Source organism: Bacillus canaveralius, from assembly GCF_002860125.1.
Taxonomy (GTDB): domain Bacteria; phylum Bacillota; class Bacilli; order Bacillales; family Cytobacillaceae; genus Bacillus_BJ; species Bacillus_BJ canaveralius.
Genome location: NZ_PGVA01000042.1, coordinates 1 through 13,867 on the forward strand (window position 1 = coordinate 1; position 13,867 = coordinate 13,867).

The window sequence follows — 13,867 nt, forward strand, 5'->3', positions numbered from 1 at the left end:
ATTCCGGTATACATAGCCTTAAAGGCACTTAAAGGATTTTAAAAAACGACTATTGATCAACAAGAAAGAACCCCAAATTCATGAATCCGCTTACACGTTTTAGGTGGAAATAAATTCCGCCAACAAATGCTTGACTCAAACTACACAACTAAAGATGGTGAAATAGTAACAAAAAAAGACTACTATAACAAACAAGGGGAAGTAATAAAATCAGAAACAGAAAAAGCAATTACTCCAACAGCAAGTGGTGATTCTATTACAACACTGGCAGCTCCACATTGGGTTGCTAACACAATTGTAGGGAAAGAATGGCAATTTGGATGGCCACAATTAAGAGTGTATGGAACAGGTAGTTCAAAATCCTATACAAGTTCATCTAAAACCACGTATCGGGCTATAGATAGAATTGGAGTGAATACTACGCTGTATTATAATAACGCTGTAGAAGATACTGCAACTCAAACTAAATCAAATGCGGCCGTAGCTAGTGCAACAGCGTGGCAACAATCAACTAACTGTTGTTGGCAATATAAGGGACAAACAACTCACACATTCCAAGAAGCAGGTTACCAAAGTTGGTATCCTGTCACTACAGATTATTCATCTTAAGGAAAAACAAGCCGTTTTAAAAAAACGGCTTGTTTTTATAGGGGGAAAATATGAGATTTTTAAAATTATTTTTTGTCTTAAGTTTGTTATTATCAGCATGTACACATGATTTTTCATCTAATAATGAAAATACAAATACATCTAATAAAAAAAATACAAATAGTAGTTATGATAAAGATATGTTACCTGTCGCTAAAGAACAGGAGGGTTTTTCTTTAGGATTATACGATTCAAATAAAATTGAACCAAAAAGAACCTTCTTCACAAAAAAAGATAATTTTTCAAAAAATATAGTATTTGGTAATAAAACTTCTAAAGAAGGTAATTTTTTATTAATAATTTTTAATCATGGAGAACAATTGCCATACCATGTTAACAATAAAAAATATATTAACTACAAATTCACTTTAAAACCAGGTGAATTTGCAGATATTCCTATTACAATTAAGGAATTAAATAAGGGATTCCATTCAGTAAATTACATAATTATTAGAGATCCCGATCTAATACAAGATGATTTTGGAAAAGCACTAAGAATGTCTCAATTATATAGTATAAGGGTCAATATACTTCGTGATATAAATGAAATACCAGATAAGAGACCTAATCTTTTTTCAAAAACTGTTAGCAATAATCAAAATAAAGTTCATGGTGTGTTTATAAATAAAGAAAATGAAGATTATACTGCTTGGTTTAAAGAAGAAGTCACTAAAGAAAATAGGAATATTGTAGACTATAGCATTATTTATGGAAACAAAGAAAAAAAAAATATGAATTTTTATATCGTTTCTTTACTTAATTGGGAACAAATCAAAATTAATAACAACCTATATATTTATGATCATCTAGAACCAGACCAAGCAAAAAAAATAAAAGCTAATTTAAAAATACAGAAATTTAATAAAAATGATAATATATTTGTTGTATTATTGTTACCAGATCCTTATATCGAACTACCTGACGAAAATCCTTATAGTTTATTCTCTCCGTTTTCTAGCCTAAGAACAAAAATTAAAATTAATGACTAGACTTTTGTAATTTCCAAAAGGAAGAGAGGGGCTTATTTTGAATAACAAATTTCTTGATAAAATTTTGGGTGCAACTTTTTTGATTGTAAGCAGTATATTATTTACAATTGTAAATGACATTAATGTTTATAGTTTAGCATTTATTATACTAGGTATTTACTATTTAACTAAACATCGTTTTATAAAAGATAAAAAATAATACGTTTTTTAAAATTAATGGATGCTATCATTACCCCATATAATGTCTCCGACTGAAACCAGTAGTAGAAGACCTGGACCACACAACATCATTGTGATCGAGGTCTTCTACTGTTTACAGCGTTGAGGGAGAAGCCACAAATACTTTTAAAATGGAGATAATCTCCATAAGCAGTAAAAGGACCTTCGATCTTTTTTCAATACCGATAACATCGCTTATGTTAACTATCCCCTTACAAATAAGGTTTTAGTTGCCTTGATGGCAACCTTTTAGCCTTTAAGGCTAGTATTTTATCTTTTGGTCTTTTCCCCTTGTTTTGGGGTGGTGGATGGCTGGGGTGTGGGGCTAGCCCCACATAACGTAGCTGAATATAGCTAAAGATCAATACAACGAACGAAAACACTGGCGGTTTGGCAGGTACAATGGTCAGAGCAAGCCGACTTCTTAAATCCTCGTTTTGGGTATGTTCGGCTTGGCGACAGTCCTACACCTGCCAAAATTCGGAATGCAAGGGGGAAAGGGTGGAGATTTTTTGAGCGATAGCGTTCCGAAGGACAAAAAATACTACCCGAACCTTGCATGGAGAATAGACCTTATTTAGAGAGTGAGAGTAAAATGACTATTAATCTATTAGAAAAGCCTATTATATCAAGGGTTTATGGTAGTTTTAATAGTTATCAGATTTAATAACCTTAGTTATCAGATTTAATAACTATTGAAAAACAAAAAAATAGCCCTTAAAAAAGGGCTACTGGAAAATCTTTAAAGAGTGGTTTTGAGTTCGTAAATAACGCTTTTAAAGTCATTTCTACATTATCACGCTCACCACAATAAATAATATTAGGATTAATAAATAAAGCATGTGTACGAGCTCTTACACCTTCAGATTTATGTCCGTTTGCTTTTACAATGACACCTTTATTAATTTAGATTATTTACAATCTTACTAACCGTTGGAGTACTTGTTCCTAGTCGTTCAGCTATTGCTTTTTGTGTCATAGGAATTGGACTTCGTGAATGAATATCATTTACGATACAATTACTTTTAAACTGCAAAAAACGATGAATTCGTAATAAAAAAAGCATTTCTTCATCAGTAAAATAGCCAATTTCTAAAGCATAGTCCCAATTATCTTGAATAAATTGTGCAAACTTCACTTTCGATTTCGGAGAACGCTTAGTAGCAATATATATCTCCTTACCTCCAGTTGCTTTACTTAAAGTTCCCATTGCTTTATTTACTTCTTCTTGATCTACACCGTTGTGATCATTTTTAAATTAGTTAATGAATATTTCGTTAACAAGGGAGTAGACGTTGTTCAAGATCTAGATAATGTTGAATATCAACAAAACGTTAAATCACTCGGTACGGCAATGGATGAATTTTCATCAAAAGATTTCAAAGTAATTTTGGAGTTCGTAAAATTTATTGACTTATATGAGAACTACGAAAAAAATGAAAAGATAAATAAATTGAAATTAAAGAAGAGCAGCCCTCAAAATTCAATTAGTAATATAAAAGAGTCTGAATTAGAAGAATTGTTACCCATTACTGATACAGAAGAAACCCTAGATACTATTGTCAATCCTGGATATTCACTAATGGCTGCTAATGGATACAATCCAACTGCAGCTAGAGATTACGCATATAAATGGACAAGCAACACTTCTACATTAAGAAATAACTCACAATTCCCATACTATTCTGGATATTATGGATGTACTTCCTGTTGGAATGACTTTACGAATTTCGTATCGCAAGCTTTAGCTGCTGGTTCGATGCGTCAAATTGATGGATATGATTGGTATTATAGCAATTCAGGACCTTCACACTCATGGGGTGGAGCAAATAGTTTTTATAAAGTTTGGAAAGTAAGAGCTGGTGTCGCTTCTTCTGTATCTTCATTAGGTGTAGGTGACGTAGTAAATGCTGATTTCGATAAGGATGGAGATATAGATCACACTGCAATCATCACTAGATCAAGTAGCACTTCTTCTTCTGGAAAGTGGTTAACACAGCACACTTCCGATAAAGAAGAGCAAACAACAGTAGGTACCTGGTAAAACAGTGGTTATACAGTTTACGGTTATGAAATGGATAAAGCCTCTAATTAACGTTGTTAAAAATGGGGGATTCGTCAGGAAAATAGGCTTAGCGTTGTAAATCCGCATTTTCCTGACGCTACCCCATAAAGTAATTTTTCCTCGGCTGCCAGAAGCGTATATTAGGCAACCCTAAGCCCTTCAATGGTTGTATAATTTGATTTTCTGCAACATCCCAATAGAAGCGAAGTAATTTGCTCTCCATACGGCAACTTCTTGTTAAGTTGGAGGAAACGGAACCAATATAGATAATTATCCAGCCATCGTGTAGAGACTCCCTGAAACCTATCTAACCACTGTTTTAGCTGGTTGTGATAACTGTTAACGTGCTGGATATGATAAATGTGTTTACGCACATAGATACCTTTACTAGCGTTTATAGTTTCGTGCGGAAGTTTCTTCATTTTGGCGAATTTCTTGTAATTAGTTGCTGTATCAGTACATAAAATGCTGGATGGCTCGATATAGTCCGCTAACTCATCACTTTCAATGACACCTTGAAGAACGCTCTCCCCGATTGAGACCACGGTACTTTCCGTGACGGACTACCGTTGTTGAACCGCAGTGAACACACCCCAGTCCTTCGCTAAAACGGGTTTCTCGAATGTTGGAAATTAGTTTGGCAATATCAGAACTGTTGGCGGTTTTATCTCGCTCTATCGCTCGAATAAACTTTTCCTTTTCATCATCAGGCAAATCAAAGTAAGTTTGATACACATCTTCCCACATTGGAAACCCTCCCGTACACTTGTTCTTACAGCTATTATAAGGGAATTAGGCAATATCCACAATATTTACGAAAACAGGCTAGATAAAAGACGTGTAAAACCCACTATGGCGCACTGATGCCATTCATAAAAACTTTTTCCGTACCACGAGAAATCCCGCTTTATGCACAGACCATCCACCGATCGTCTGCATAAGCAGGGGGCATAGTTAATTCTTTTTCGTAAGCTGAAGTGCTTTTTTAATATCTTTGAACGAGTTTGACTTTCCGTACATTAAAACCCCGCCCTTATAAACGCGTGCCCCAAATACGGCTAATAAAATAATCGTCAGCAAGAGAATCGCGATGCTAAGAAGCGGTTCCCAAACTGGCAAAGTCAGCATACCAACGCGCATAAACATTAACATCGGCGCAAAGAAAGGAATGTACGATGTGACCGTGACAAACGAAGCTTCCGGCTGGCTTAAGCCTGTTATCGCAATCATAAAGCCTGCTACGACGAGCAGCGTCATCGGTGTAATCATTTGCTGGACATCCTCAATCCGGCTGACGAGTGAGCCTAAAAATGCGGCCATCGTTGCGTAAAGGAAATAACCGAGCAAAAAGAAGATAACTGCATAGATTATTGTTGCGAGTGGCGTTTCACCAAATCCAAAAAATTCGAAGAAACCGCCTTTCATCGTATCAAGGTTTTGTTCTATGGCAAAATATCCAACCGAAACCATCACCAATAACTGCGTTAAGCCGAGCAACGCCACTCCTAAAATTTTGGCAAACATCTGCTTAATCGGTGAAACACTTGAAATCAGGATCTCCATGACACGGGAAGACTTTTCAGTTGCCACTTCCATTGCAATCATGTTTGCATACATAATCACAGAAAAATAAATCACAAAAAGCAGGACGTAAACGAGCCCTCTTGCCTGGTTAAGCTCCTCTTCCGTTTTTGCGTTCTCCTCGAGAGCAATTTTGTCAAAAGTAACTGGCTCGTAAAGCCGGTTCAAATCCTCGGAAGAAAGATTAATTTGCGAAGCAGCCATCATCGTTTTCATCTGTTGCAGTGCGTTTTGCAAATCTGCTGAATCAGTTGAGTCGGCAATGCTCATCGCTTTATAGGTTGCGGATGGGAGTCCCGCCTCATCTAATGACAAAACAAGAAGGCCAGCAAATTTTTCGGCTTCAACATCAGCTGCAGCGTCGGCTTCAGAACCAGCGTATTTAGTCAGCTTTATTGTGTCATTAGCCGTAGCCAGCTGTTGCTCAAAAGACTCATAAAGCTCTCCGCTCTTATCAAGCACTGCGATCGTGCCAGCTTCATCATCTTGATTAAAAAAGTCGATGATGTTTGACATATTGGTTAATCCGATCACAATGATTAAAGTGATCAGAGTCGTCACAATAAACGACTTTGTCTTTAGCTTGCTCCAGTATGTATGAAAAAGTATAATCCAAAAGTTATTCATAGGAATCACCTACTTTCTCGATAAAAATATCATTTAAAGAAGGCTCTTCTAATACAAATTTTCGCACGAACCCTTTTTTAGCTATTTCAAAAAATAATTGTTCCGCAACCTTTTCCCCTTCAATTTGCAGTTGAACTCCTTCTGTTGTTTGTTTCACCTTCGTAACCCCGGAAAAGTCCCTCAGAAAGTCCAAATTGAAATCAGCATGAATAATCAGGTTCTTCTTCCCGAAAGAACGCTTTATTTCCTTAAGGGCGCCCATTACGACTGGTTTTCCGTGATGCATGATGCATAAATGCTCACACATTTCTTCGACATGCTCCATCCGGTGGCTTGAAAAAACGATCGTTGTCCCGTTTTCTTTTAATTCAAGAACAGCTTCCTTAAGGAGCTCAACATTAAGCGGGTCAAGGCCGCTGAACGGCTCATCGAGAATAAGCAGCTTTGGTTTATGGATGACAGCGGCGATGAATTGAATCTTTTGCTGATTACCCTTTGAAAGCTCCTCTATTTTTTTATTCTTATAGTCGGGAACTTTAAAACGGTCCAGCCAAAAATCAAGCTCCTGAATGACATCCTGCTTCTTCATTCCTCTTAGTCTCGCGAGGTAAACAATTTGATCTTTTACGGTCAACTTTGGATATAAACCTCGTTCCTCTGGCAGGTAGCCGATCAAATGACTCGTCGTATAGTTGATTGGCTTGCCATCCCAAGTAATTTTCCCATCACTCGTATCGAGCAGGCCCAGAATCATCCGAAACGTTGTCGTTTTCCCTGCGCCATTCGCTCCTAAAAAACCAAACATCTCTTTTTCAGGGATCAGAATAGATAAATCATTCACTGCAGTGAAGTTTCCAAATTTTTTTGTAACATGGTCAAGCTGTAAAGCCATTTTCATTCCTCCTCTACCATATGTAGTACGGTTAACCGATTTAAAAAGTTTCCTTTCGCTTATTGTAAGTTAAACTTTGCGTTCAAAAAGAAATTATGCAAGAATAATAGTGAGTAATCTGAATTTTATAACAAAGGGGTACTGTTATGAAAACGTATAAATTAACGGCGTTTGAAAAAGACGGGGAAAAGATTTTGGATGAAGCTTTTCAAGCCAGCAACGATGACGAGGCTAAAGCAGCTGGCGAAAAAATGCTCGAGGATAAAAATCTTCTCGACAAAACACACCGCTGCACATCACCAAGTGGCAAACTCGTTTTGTTTCATCCTTAGAAAAAGCAAAGGATCGCTCCTTTGCTTTTTTAATCTTTATTTCCCAATAAACTTTGGCTGCCTTTTTTCTAGAAATGCCTGAATTCCTTCCTGGTGGTCGCGGGTTTGTCTTACTTTATATTGTCCGTGCTTTTCGAGTTCCAATGTTTTTAAAAGATGCGGCCTGTTTCTTTCTGCCATAATTTTCTTCGTTTTCACCATTGCCTGTATGGGGCGGTTGAGCCAGTCATTTAATTTTTCGCTTAATGCCTCGCCGATTTCGTCTGCAACCTCCTGGATAAGACCCAATTGCATGGCTTCATCCGCAGACATAACCTTGCCATCCCAGATCAGCTGCTTTGCCCTTGTTTCGCCGAGCCGGCGCTCAAGGAAGAAGTGTGTACCCCCATCCGGGATCAGGCCGATTCCGATGAAATTCATGGCTATTTTACTTGATCGTTCAGCTAAAATATAATCGGTTGTTAACGCAAGGCTTAAGCCAAGCCCTGCAGCCGCCCCGGTAATTGCGCTAATAGTCAATTTTGGCATGCTGTAAAGGGTGACAATCAGCTCGTTAATACAATCCATCACTTGAAGGAAATCGCTTTCACTTATGCCCAAAAGCATTGACTTAATGTCGCCGCCGGATGAGAAAACCCTGCCGTTTCCTTTAAGCAACACAATGTCAACATCATCACAAAGGCTTAATTCTTTCAATTTTACTGCTAATTCTTTAATCATTTCTTTATTGAGTGCATTTAAAGTATCGGGACGGTTCATTTCCACGGTTGCAACCCGGCCATCCACATGGACGTTTACCGTATTGGTGGCAAATTCAGTCTTCATTTGATCTCCTCCTTATCGACTCCGGTCTCGTTTCTATTATAAAACGAGAGCGCAGGATAAAAAAACAAATTTTTCGAAATAATTTTAAACGTTTGAAAACGAGACTGAATGCCAGTATACTGTTTTAAAAAAAGAATGTTAGTTAGAGAGGGATCAGCGTGACAACTTGTCGGGCTGGATCGCACAGTTATTTTATTTCCACCGTCAGACCAAGATTAAACATGGATGTCATTTAAGCAAAGTGCCCTGCGGAGCGAAAACTATCCGAAGAGACAGCTTGTGAAAAACCGATTGATGATTCAACATGTGTGCTGCACAATTTATCACTATGGCGATTCAGTGCTGCAAGTTAGTTCCGCCTTTGTCCGTTGGCCCGGCTTGCTGATGTTTTCATTTTTGCCAGGGCATTGCGGCCGCAGTTTAAGTAAGTGGCTGATCAATGCGATCATTCCTGGTTTAGCCGGGCCATCCTGTAATTTAATACAAACGATGGCCTGCCAGGTGCTGAAGGACCTAATTGCGCAAAACAGGGGAGATTAATTCAAATATTAAGAACGAACTTGCGGCTCGGTCGATTATTATATTTGTGAACATTAGCTTTCCTGCACCCGACCCTTACATAATTGATGGTACGAAACCTAGAGTAGATTATTGGTCGGTTTATGTAACCATTACATGTATTTTTGCTATTACATCACTTTTCTTGTTGTTATTCTCAATCTATCGCTCAATATTGACTATTCGTGAAGGCGACAAAGACAATTCGATTAGAAACATGTATGTTTCCTTAGGATTGTTTATAATCCCCGAATCACTCTTGTTCTGTCTAGCATTTCAATGGTTTTCCGATTATATTTAAGGATCAGATAGTAACATTTACAGTTATTAACAAGTATCATTCTATTAATAACTTTAATTAGATATATTAAAATCGAAACTTTGTGACATATAACTTTTCCCTTGTTCGTTTCTACTGAACACTTGCACCGTTACATGTTCATCGTCCTTCCAATGGAAGTCAAAATAATCTATTTCTTGAACATCATTGACTTCGAGTTCTTTATATTTATCTAGAACGCTTCCATATTCCCCATAATAAATACGAAGAGAATGAAATGCTGGTTCAGTTGTTCCTTCTTTTGCTTCTGTAAATTCTTCATACATTTCTTTAATTTCGACTATATTAACTTTGTTTGGAGATGTACTTACAGAAATTGAAAAATCACCAATAATTTCAGGTTCTTTGTTAATTTGACGTTCAGTATACCAATAGGTACCAGCGAAAAATAGACACAGTGCTAATAACAAAACGCCTACTGCTCTCGACAATACATCACACCCTATAAAAAGTAAATTATGTCATTTTAACATATTATTTATATATAAATAAGAGTCACTAGGATTTTTAAGGGTCAAATAGGGACATTCGTTGATTTTTAGAGTGTTCCAAAATTAATGTTAGGCGCTAATAACAACAAAAATTTATAAGTATAATATAATTTCGAAAGGTCAAAACGTGCTTACCTGTTTTGACCTTTTCAGTGTTATGTTTGGATTCTTTATTTATTTACATACTTACTTCATTTCTATACTTTGAAGTAAAGAAAGCCAAGTCAGCTTACCTGCAACTCCATCAGGAGTTAATATAGTAAACTTCTGAAATTCTATTACAGTAGTTTTAACACTTGTATCGTATTGGCTATTAAAGCTCCAGGGTCAAAATTTTTGAGATATAAAGCAAATTGGAACAGCTTTACGAAATTGCCGCTACTGCCAACGGATAACGTCGGAAGACGATCTGTTGTGGAAGGGCCTACTGCCCCAGTTTGTTGGCTTGCAGGAATCCCTTCTTCTGTTTGAATACCGTATATCAGGGCTCTGTTAGTTCCTCTTTGATAATGGCCATCACAAGGCTGTACACCAGCAGTACTAAAATAGTAGTAGTTCAGATCACGCTGTATTTCTCTTACTCTTAGGTCTCCACCGGCCATTAATACATAAGCATCCATTACTAGAAACGCCTTAAATACATAATCATATACTTTTCCATCGCGAGCCGGCAGATTAGCATCTGTTTGCAATTTAATTACGGCATTCTTTGTTCCTTCTCCAAATGTCCCGGTAAATCCTCCTGGGTTATATCCCTTACAAAACATACCGCCTTGCAGAATTCTTACAATTCTTTGTCCTTGAAGAGTATCTGGTACCTTTCCGAGTTCCATTTCTCCCCAATTTCTATAAGCTTGTGCGGTGCCATTTCCGAAATTGTCTACTGGAGTTAAGCCAAATTCAATTTGAAGAGCTCTTGTAAGAGCATACATTGTTGACCAACCTGTTTTTCCATTTTCCGGGGCCGGAATAAACCCGGGCATCCCTTGATAAGTTGAATTCACCCATCTTTGTACTTCATATACCATTACATCACCATCAAACATTAAACATCATCCTCCCTTAGTTTTTTTGTGTGACATATTCACTTTCACTTGAAGAAGTGGTATCTTCTCCATGCTTTTTTCAAGCTATTATGAACATGTTAATTATTAAAGAAAGTTTCATATAAATAGATACAACCCTCTTGAAAAAATTTTTATAAAGTAAAAAAGCCGTCATGCATATACTTAGATGATGTGTTCAGTTTTATTCAATATTTACAGTTTCCTTTTTTCAGCAGTCTAATCATTTGAAAATATCCTGGAATATTTTCCACATCTTAATTTCTAATGCAAAATAACAATTTCATTTTAATCTCCTGGGATAAATCTTCCCTATCTTGCTGATTTGTTTGATTAAGGGAGGACACAATTTTTGGAGAAAACAGCTCGATGACAGTATTCAGTGAATTATTATCTGTTTTGGAGTTTTTCACGAGTGTATATAAACTATCCTTCATTTTCCTTAGTGTCTGAACGTTGGTGAATCGCACATGTTCGGATTTGAGACATGCGGCTCGACTTTCAATCGCCAGTCCGTACCTATTCTGTTCACATTGAACGAGTGGTTAACCCCATCATTACTATATCTAGTGCGTGATCGTGAATCGAACCACATCCCGATGTTATAATCCCATCTTTGAAGTGTCATGGTGTATTTGATGTACATGGTGAATTTATTCTCACATTCGCTGCAATGGCACTTGCTGAATAAGAAGAGCCACATACGGCAGCCGTTTCCCTTGAACAGACATTTGGATACGTTTCTCTACACGGCATTATGTTCCACCTCCTATTTATTTATTTTTCTTGCATAATCATAAAGAAAGATTTAGAGTAATTTTCACAACCCGCAGATTAATATATTTAGTCCGCGGTACCATGTACTTTGTAATAAAAAAACCGCTCTAGTAATATCTACAGGAGCGGTTCTTTTTTAATATAACCCACGGGAACCGGGCCTGATCTTTAGATCAGTAAGTTATACATTAGCGGATGTAGAATGTTGATGAATAGAAGGTTCCTATATACTTTGTCTTCGGCAGCATTTAAATACATATCCACCCCAGCACCGAAAAAAATATTGCTGGAAGATGGGATATGAACAAGCAAAAATTAATTGATGTTTTAACTCCTGTCTTAGAAGCAGAAACAATTGTTAAAGAACAAGCTCAACAAAATGAAAAACCTTCTTCAACTTCCCATAAAGGCCGCACTCGTACAATTGAAGTTTTCAAAGATGGCCAACTGGTTAGAACAATCGAAGGATTGATCGAGACTTTCAAGTGGGCGAATGAAAATGCGATCTGCGATCAGGGCTGGGTGAAGCACAGTTTGTAAACTGGTACAAAACAGTCTCTGGTCGTAATTCTAAGAAGGTGGTTACCTGTTCAAGTAAGCCGAGTGATCGGTGTTTTTATCAGTTCGAAATATAAAAACAAAAAATCGGAGGTTCTAAATGAATTATTCAACTGCTTTTCAAAACACGATGATCGAACCGTTAATGCAACTAAAATGTTGGTTAAAAACAGATTCTGGAAGAAGGACAAAACACTTGATGAAAAGATCGTTCTCATAAATGTGGCTAAATCTCGTTTCTGAAGTTACCAAATTCAAAGAGCAGAAATTAGTTTTGATTCAGATGAAATCATGTACAATCAAACAGGTGGAGGTTTCTATGAACCTTGGATGACCCGAATAACCTTTTTCAAGAAGATGAGCCTTGTAACTTTGCTTCAGGAGTTCATGCACCACATGCAAAACCAGATGGATCTGAAACTTTATCGAAAAGATATTGAAGAAGATGCTCGTGCTTGGTCAGTTAGCTTGTTCAAGGCTGCCACACCTAAAGCTTTCATGAACGCTGTAAATAAAGGAATTCTGCACTTCGACTGATCTAAATAAGACTGGACTTTTTCCAGTCTTTCTATTGACTTAAAATCTCTTTTTGTTAGTCTTAAACCAAAGGGGGAGATTTTTGAAATGAAGAAAATTGTAATCATAGCAGTATCTATACTTTGTGTTGGATTTGTGGCATCACAATTTATTAACACTGAAGGCACCAAAGCAGGGGAGAAACCAATAAAAAAATCCGAACCCATGGAACCCATCGAACAAGTTGAAGCTGCTGAACATCCAATTGAGACTAATATTTCTGAGTTCCAAGTGGAAGCTACCGAATTCAATAGTCTTGAAGGATTCGTAAACAGCACGCAAAGGGATTGGACTGATGGAAGTGAATACCGTAGTGTATATGCAGATGATCGAAACGCTGAATTACAGTTATCCAACTCCGTAGTGCGTTATATTAACTATTTCGAAAACGAGATCAAAGAAGCTGGATTGAGCAAAGAATTTTCTGAATGGCAGAACGTAGCTTTTGAGATTTCTAAACATGATCCTGAAAATTATGAAGAGTTGGTTTCAGAATTCGAAACGTCTCTGAATATGATACATACGAAAATGAATGAGGATACGGGGTCCAAATAAGCTATTCAGACATTATAAAATGTGTATAATTATTCTATAAGTAGTGTTCGAAGTGGACCAAACTTTAAAAGCTATTTAGCAACTAAGAACCGATATGAACCAACGGTTCGATAAAGTTGAAAAGAAGAGAAGAACATCACTAACCTGGCTTTCGGCTCCAATGACGATACGATTGTGCAATTCTAAAACGCATCGATAAGAATACGGAAGACTTGAATAAAGATGTTGAATATCTAACTGGTAAAGCAGGCAATCATGAAAGAATCTTGAACAGACTTCAAAATAATGAAGGACGATTTTTTTATGGATAAAAAATATACAGTTGAGCAAGTTCTGGAGATCATGAAAACTTGAAAAACGCAGAACGCTGGAAACTACTTGATAAGATGTACGATGAGTATTATAACCAGGGACCGATGTACCAAAGAATAATAATGGTTTAACTCCAATTTAAAACTGGAGTGCGTTTCCATTCTCGTAATTCTCAAGCAAGCTGTGTCTGAAACTATGAGGGTTCATATCAAGGTGTACGCCAGTTTTTTTTTCAAGAATCTTTCTGAAGCTTACTGTCCAATTGTACAATGTTTCATATATGGCAGCACGTTTATTTTCATCTTTACAAACAATCCCCATTTCAGGAATGTTAACTTCTCCGCTTTGTTCCAAGTACATCTTGGCAATTTCTCTCGTTCGAGAAAGATACATCAGAATGGTTCGCCAAATGTACTACTCTTACTGGCCAGACCTCAAAGGCCTTCTACTTACTTTCG

The 13,867-nt window shown here is 37.0% G+C and carries 17 protein-coding genes and 2 pseudogenes; 8 read left to right on the forward strand and 11 right to left on the reverse strand.

Annotated features, from left to right (window positions below; all coding sequences use genetic code 11):
- Window positions 1-126: 126 nt before the first annotated feature.
- Both CU635_RS16410 and CU635_RS16415 read left to right on the forward strand, forming a co-directional pair.
- Window positions 127-609, forward strand: a complete 483-nt coding sequence (locus CU635_RS16410; RefSeq protein WP_101578470.1) for a hypothetical protein — start codon at window positions 127-129, stop codon at window positions 607-609.
- Window positions 610-659: 50 nt separating this feature from the next.
- On the forward strand, window positions 660-1,637 hold the full coding sequence (locus tag CU635_RS16415; protein ID WP_101578471.1) for a hypothetical protein: 978 nt from the start codon (window positions 660-662) through the stop codon (window positions 1,635-1,637).
- A 936-nt stretch (window positions 1,638-2,573) separates the two neighbouring features.
- Here the strand turns inward: CU635_RS16415 and CU635_RS24470 are convergent.
- Window positions 2,574-3,114 (reverse strand): annotated as a pseudogene (locus CU635_RS24470) (helix-turn-helix domain-containing protein); the annotation flags it as partial.
- A 324-nt stretch (window positions 3,115-3,438) separates the two neighbouring features.
- Between CU635_RS24470 and CU635_RS24475 the strand changes: the two are divergent.
- Window positions 3,439-3,900: an amidase domain-containing protein gene (locus CU635_RS24475; RefSeq protein WP_342751464.1), complete on the forward strand. Its 462-nt coding sequence runs from the start codon at window positions 3,439-3,441 to the stop codon at window positions 3,898-3,900.
- Window positions 3,901-4,061: 161 nt separating this feature from the next.
- On the opposite strand, the pseudogene CU635_RS16430 reads toward CU635_RS24475, so the two are convergent.
- The 3 genes and pseudogenes from CU635_RS16430 to CU635_RS16440 all read right to left on the reverse strand — a co-directional run bounded on the left by CU635_RS16430 (window position 4,062) and on the right by CU635_RS16440 (window position 7,021).
- Window positions 4,062-4,668, reverse strand: a pseudogene (locus CU635_RS16430) (IS1595 family transposase).
- A gap of 207 nt (window positions 4,669-4,875) precedes the next feature.
- Window positions 4,876-6,129, reverse strand: coding sequence for an ABC transporter permease (locus tag CU635_RS16435; RefSeq protein ID WP_101578473.1), 1,254 nt, complete (start codon window positions 6,127-6,129; stop codon window positions 4,876-4,878).
- Complete coding sequence (locus CU635_RS16440; RefSeq protein ID WP_101578474.1) at window positions 6,122-7,021, reverse strand: ABC transporter ATP-binding protein; 900 nt, start codon at window positions 7,019-7,021, stop codon at window positions 6,122-6,124. The genes CU635_RS16435 and CU635_RS16440 overlap by 8 nt, the downstream gene beginning before the upstream one ends.
- 146 nt (window positions 7,022-7,167) lie before the next feature.
- Between CU635_RS16440 and CU635_RS16445 the strand changes: the two genes are divergently transcribed.
- Window positions 7,168-7,353, forward strand: coding sequence for a YhzD family protein (locus CU635_RS16445; RefSeq protein ID WP_101578475.1), 186 nt, complete (start codon window positions 7,168-7,170; stop codon window positions 7,351-7,353).
- Window positions 7,354-7,389: 36 nt separating this feature from the next.
- On the opposite strand, the gene CU635_RS16450 is transcribed toward CU635_RS16445, so the two are convergent.
- Window positions 7,390-8,178, reverse strand: coding sequence for an enoyl-CoA hydratase (locus tag CU635_RS16450; RefSeq protein ID WP_101578476.1), 789 nt, complete (start codon window positions 8,176-8,178; stop codon window positions 7,390-7,392).
- 225 nt (window positions 8,179-8,403) lie between these two features.
- On the opposite strand from CU635_RS16450, the gene CU635_RS16455 reads away from it, so the two are divergent.
- The gene (locus CU635_RS16455; RefSeq protein WP_101578477.1) at window positions 8,404-8,718 is read left to right on the forward strand and encodes a hypothetical protein; all 315 of its coding nucleotides are present in this window, start codon (window positions 8,404-8,406) and stop codon (window positions 8,716-8,718) included.
- Window positions 8,719-9,090: 372 nt separating this feature from the next.
- On the opposite strand, the gene CU635_RS16460 is transcribed toward CU635_RS16455, so the two are convergent.
- The 5 genes from CU635_RS16460 to CU635_RS24115 form a co-directional block, all read right to left on the reverse strand.
- Window positions 9,091-9,507, reverse strand: a complete 417-nt coding sequence (locus CU635_RS16460) for a hypothetical protein (RefSeq protein ID WP_101578478.1) — start codon at window positions 9,505-9,507, stop codon at window positions 9,091-9,093.
- 246 nt (window positions 9,508-9,753) lie between these two features.
- Window positions 9,754-9,846 carry a hypothetical protein gene (locus CU635_RS23880; protein WP_245917499.1) on the reverse strand — a complete coding sequence of 31 codons (93 nt, stop codon included), beginning with the start codon at window positions 9,844-9,846 and terminating at the stop codon, window positions 9,754-9,756.
- The gene (locus CU635_RS16465; RefSeq protein WP_245917498.1) at window positions 9,846-10,613 is read right to left on the reverse strand and encodes a peptidoglycan-binding protein; all 768 of its coding nucleotides are present in this window, start codon (window positions 10,611-10,613) and stop codon (window positions 9,846-9,848) included. Before CU635_RS16465 ends, CU635_RS23880 begins: the two co-directional genes overlap by 1 nt.
- A 275-nt stretch (window positions 10,614-10,888) precedes the next feature.
- A complete protein-coding gene (locus CU635_RS24390; RefSeq protein WP_101578479.1) occupies window positions 10,889-11,068 on the reverse strand; it encodes a helix-turn-helix domain-containing protein in 180 nt (59 codons plus the stop codon).
- A gap of 187 nt (window positions 11,069-11,255) precedes the next feature.
- Window positions 11,256-11,387, reverse strand: a complete 132-nt coding sequence (locus CU635_RS24115) for a hypothetical protein (RefSeq protein ID WP_281258889.1) — start codon at window positions 11,385-11,387, stop codon at window positions 11,256-11,258.
- 321 nt (window positions 11,388-11,708) lie between these two features.
- On the opposite strand from CU635_RS24115, the gene CU635_RS16475 reads away from it, so the two are divergent.
- The 3 genes from CU635_RS16475 to CU635_RS16490 all read left to right on the forward strand — a co-directional run bounded on the left by CU635_RS16475 (window position 11,709) and on the right by CU635_RS16490 (window position 13,097).
- The gene (locus CU635_RS16475) at window positions 11,709-11,948 is read left to right on the forward strand and encodes a hypothetical protein (RefSeq protein ID WP_101578480.1); all 240 of its coding nucleotides are present in this window, start codon (window positions 11,709-11,711) and stop codon (window positions 11,946-11,948) included.
- Window positions 11,949-12,257: 309 nt separating this feature from the next.
- Window positions 12,258-12,503: a hypothetical protein gene (locus tag CU635_RS16485; protein WP_142383179.1), complete on the forward strand. Its 246-nt coding sequence runs from the start codon at window positions 12,258-12,260 to the stop codon at window positions 12,501-12,503.
- 87 nt (window positions 12,504-12,590) lie between these two features.
- Window positions 12,591-13,097 (forward strand): hypothetical protein, encoded by a 507-nt coding sequence (locus CU635_RS16490; protein ID WP_101578483.1) that lies wholly within the window; start codon window positions 12,591-12,593, stop codon window positions 13,095-13,097.
- Window positions 13,098-13,547: 450 nt separating this feature from the next.
- Here the strand turns inward: CU635_RS16490 and CU635_RS16495 are convergent, their stop codons facing one another.
- Window positions 13,548-13,802 carry a hypothetical protein gene (locus CU635_RS16495; protein WP_142382843.1) on the reverse strand — a complete coding sequence of 85 codons (255 nt, stop codon included), beginning with the start codon at window positions 13,800-13,802 and terminating at the stop codon, window positions 13,548-13,550.
- Between the last annotated feature and the right edge of the window lie 65 nt (window positions 13,803-13,867).

What these genes read in the sequence shown, in the direction of transcription:
- CU635_RS16410 (WP_101578470.1), top strand. Translation starts at nt 127, where the DNA reads ATGCTTGACTCAAACTACACAACTAAAGATGGTGAAATAGTAACAAAA.
- CU635_RS16415 (WP_101578471.1), top strand. Translation starts at nt 660, where the DNA reads ATGAGATTTTTAAAATTATTTTTTGTCTTAAGTTTGTTATTATCAGCA.
- CU635_RS24475 (WP_342751464.1), top strand. Translation starts at nt 3,439, where the DNA reads ATGGCTGCTAATGGATACAATCCAACTGCAGCTAGAGATTACGCATAT.
- CU635_RS16435 (WP_101578473.1), bottom strand. Translation starts at nt 6,129, where the DNA reads ATGAATAACTTTTGGATTATACTTTTTCATACATACTGGAGCAAGCTA.
- CU635_RS16440 (WP_101578474.1), bottom strand. Translation starts at nt 7,021, where the DNA reads ATGGCTTTACAGCTTGACCATGTTACAAAAAAATTTGGAAACTTCACT.
- CU635_RS16445 (WP_101578475.1), top strand. Translation starts at nt 7,168, where the DNA reads ATGAAAACGTATAAATTAACGGCGTTTGAAAAAGACGGGGAAAAGATT.
- CU635_RS16450 (WP_101578476.1), bottom strand. Translation starts at nt 8,178, where the DNA reads ATGAAGACTGAATTTGCCACCAATACGGTAAACGTCCATGTGGATGGC.
- CU635_RS16455 (WP_101578477.1), top strand. Translation starts at nt 8,404, where the DNA reads ATGTCATTTAAGCAAAGTGCCCTGCGGAGCGAAAACTATCCGAAGAGA.
- CU635_RS16465 (WP_245917498.1), bottom strand. Translation starts at nt 10,613, where the DNA reads ATGTTTGATGGTGATGTAATGGTATATGAAGTACAAAGATGGGTGAAT.
- CU635_RS24390 (WP_101578479.1), bottom strand. Translation starts at nt 11,068, where the DNA reads ATGAAGGATAGTTTATATACACTCGTGAAAAACTCCAAAACAGATAAT.
- CU635_RS24115 (WP_281258889.1), bottom strand. Translation starts at nt 11,387, where the DNA reads ATGCCGTGTAGAGAAACGTATCCAAATGTCTGTTCAAGGGAAACGGCT.
- CU635_RS16475 (WP_101578480.1), top strand. Translation starts at nt 11,709, where the DNA reads ATGAACAAGCAAAAATTAATTGATGTTTTAACTCCTGTCTTAGAAGCA.
- CU635_RS16485 (WP_142383179.1), top strand. Translation starts at nt 12,258, where the DNA reads ATGTACAATCAAACAGGTGGAGGTTTCTATGAACCTTGGATGACCCGA.
- CU635_RS16490 (WP_101578483.1), top strand. Translation starts at nt 12,591, where the DNA reads ATGAAGAAAATTGTAATCATAGCAGTATCTATACTTTGTGTTGGATTT.
- CU635_RS16495 (WP_142382843.1), bottom strand. Translation starts at nt 13,802, where the DNA reads ATGTATCTTTCTCGAACGAGAGAAATTGCCAAGATGTACTTGGAACAA.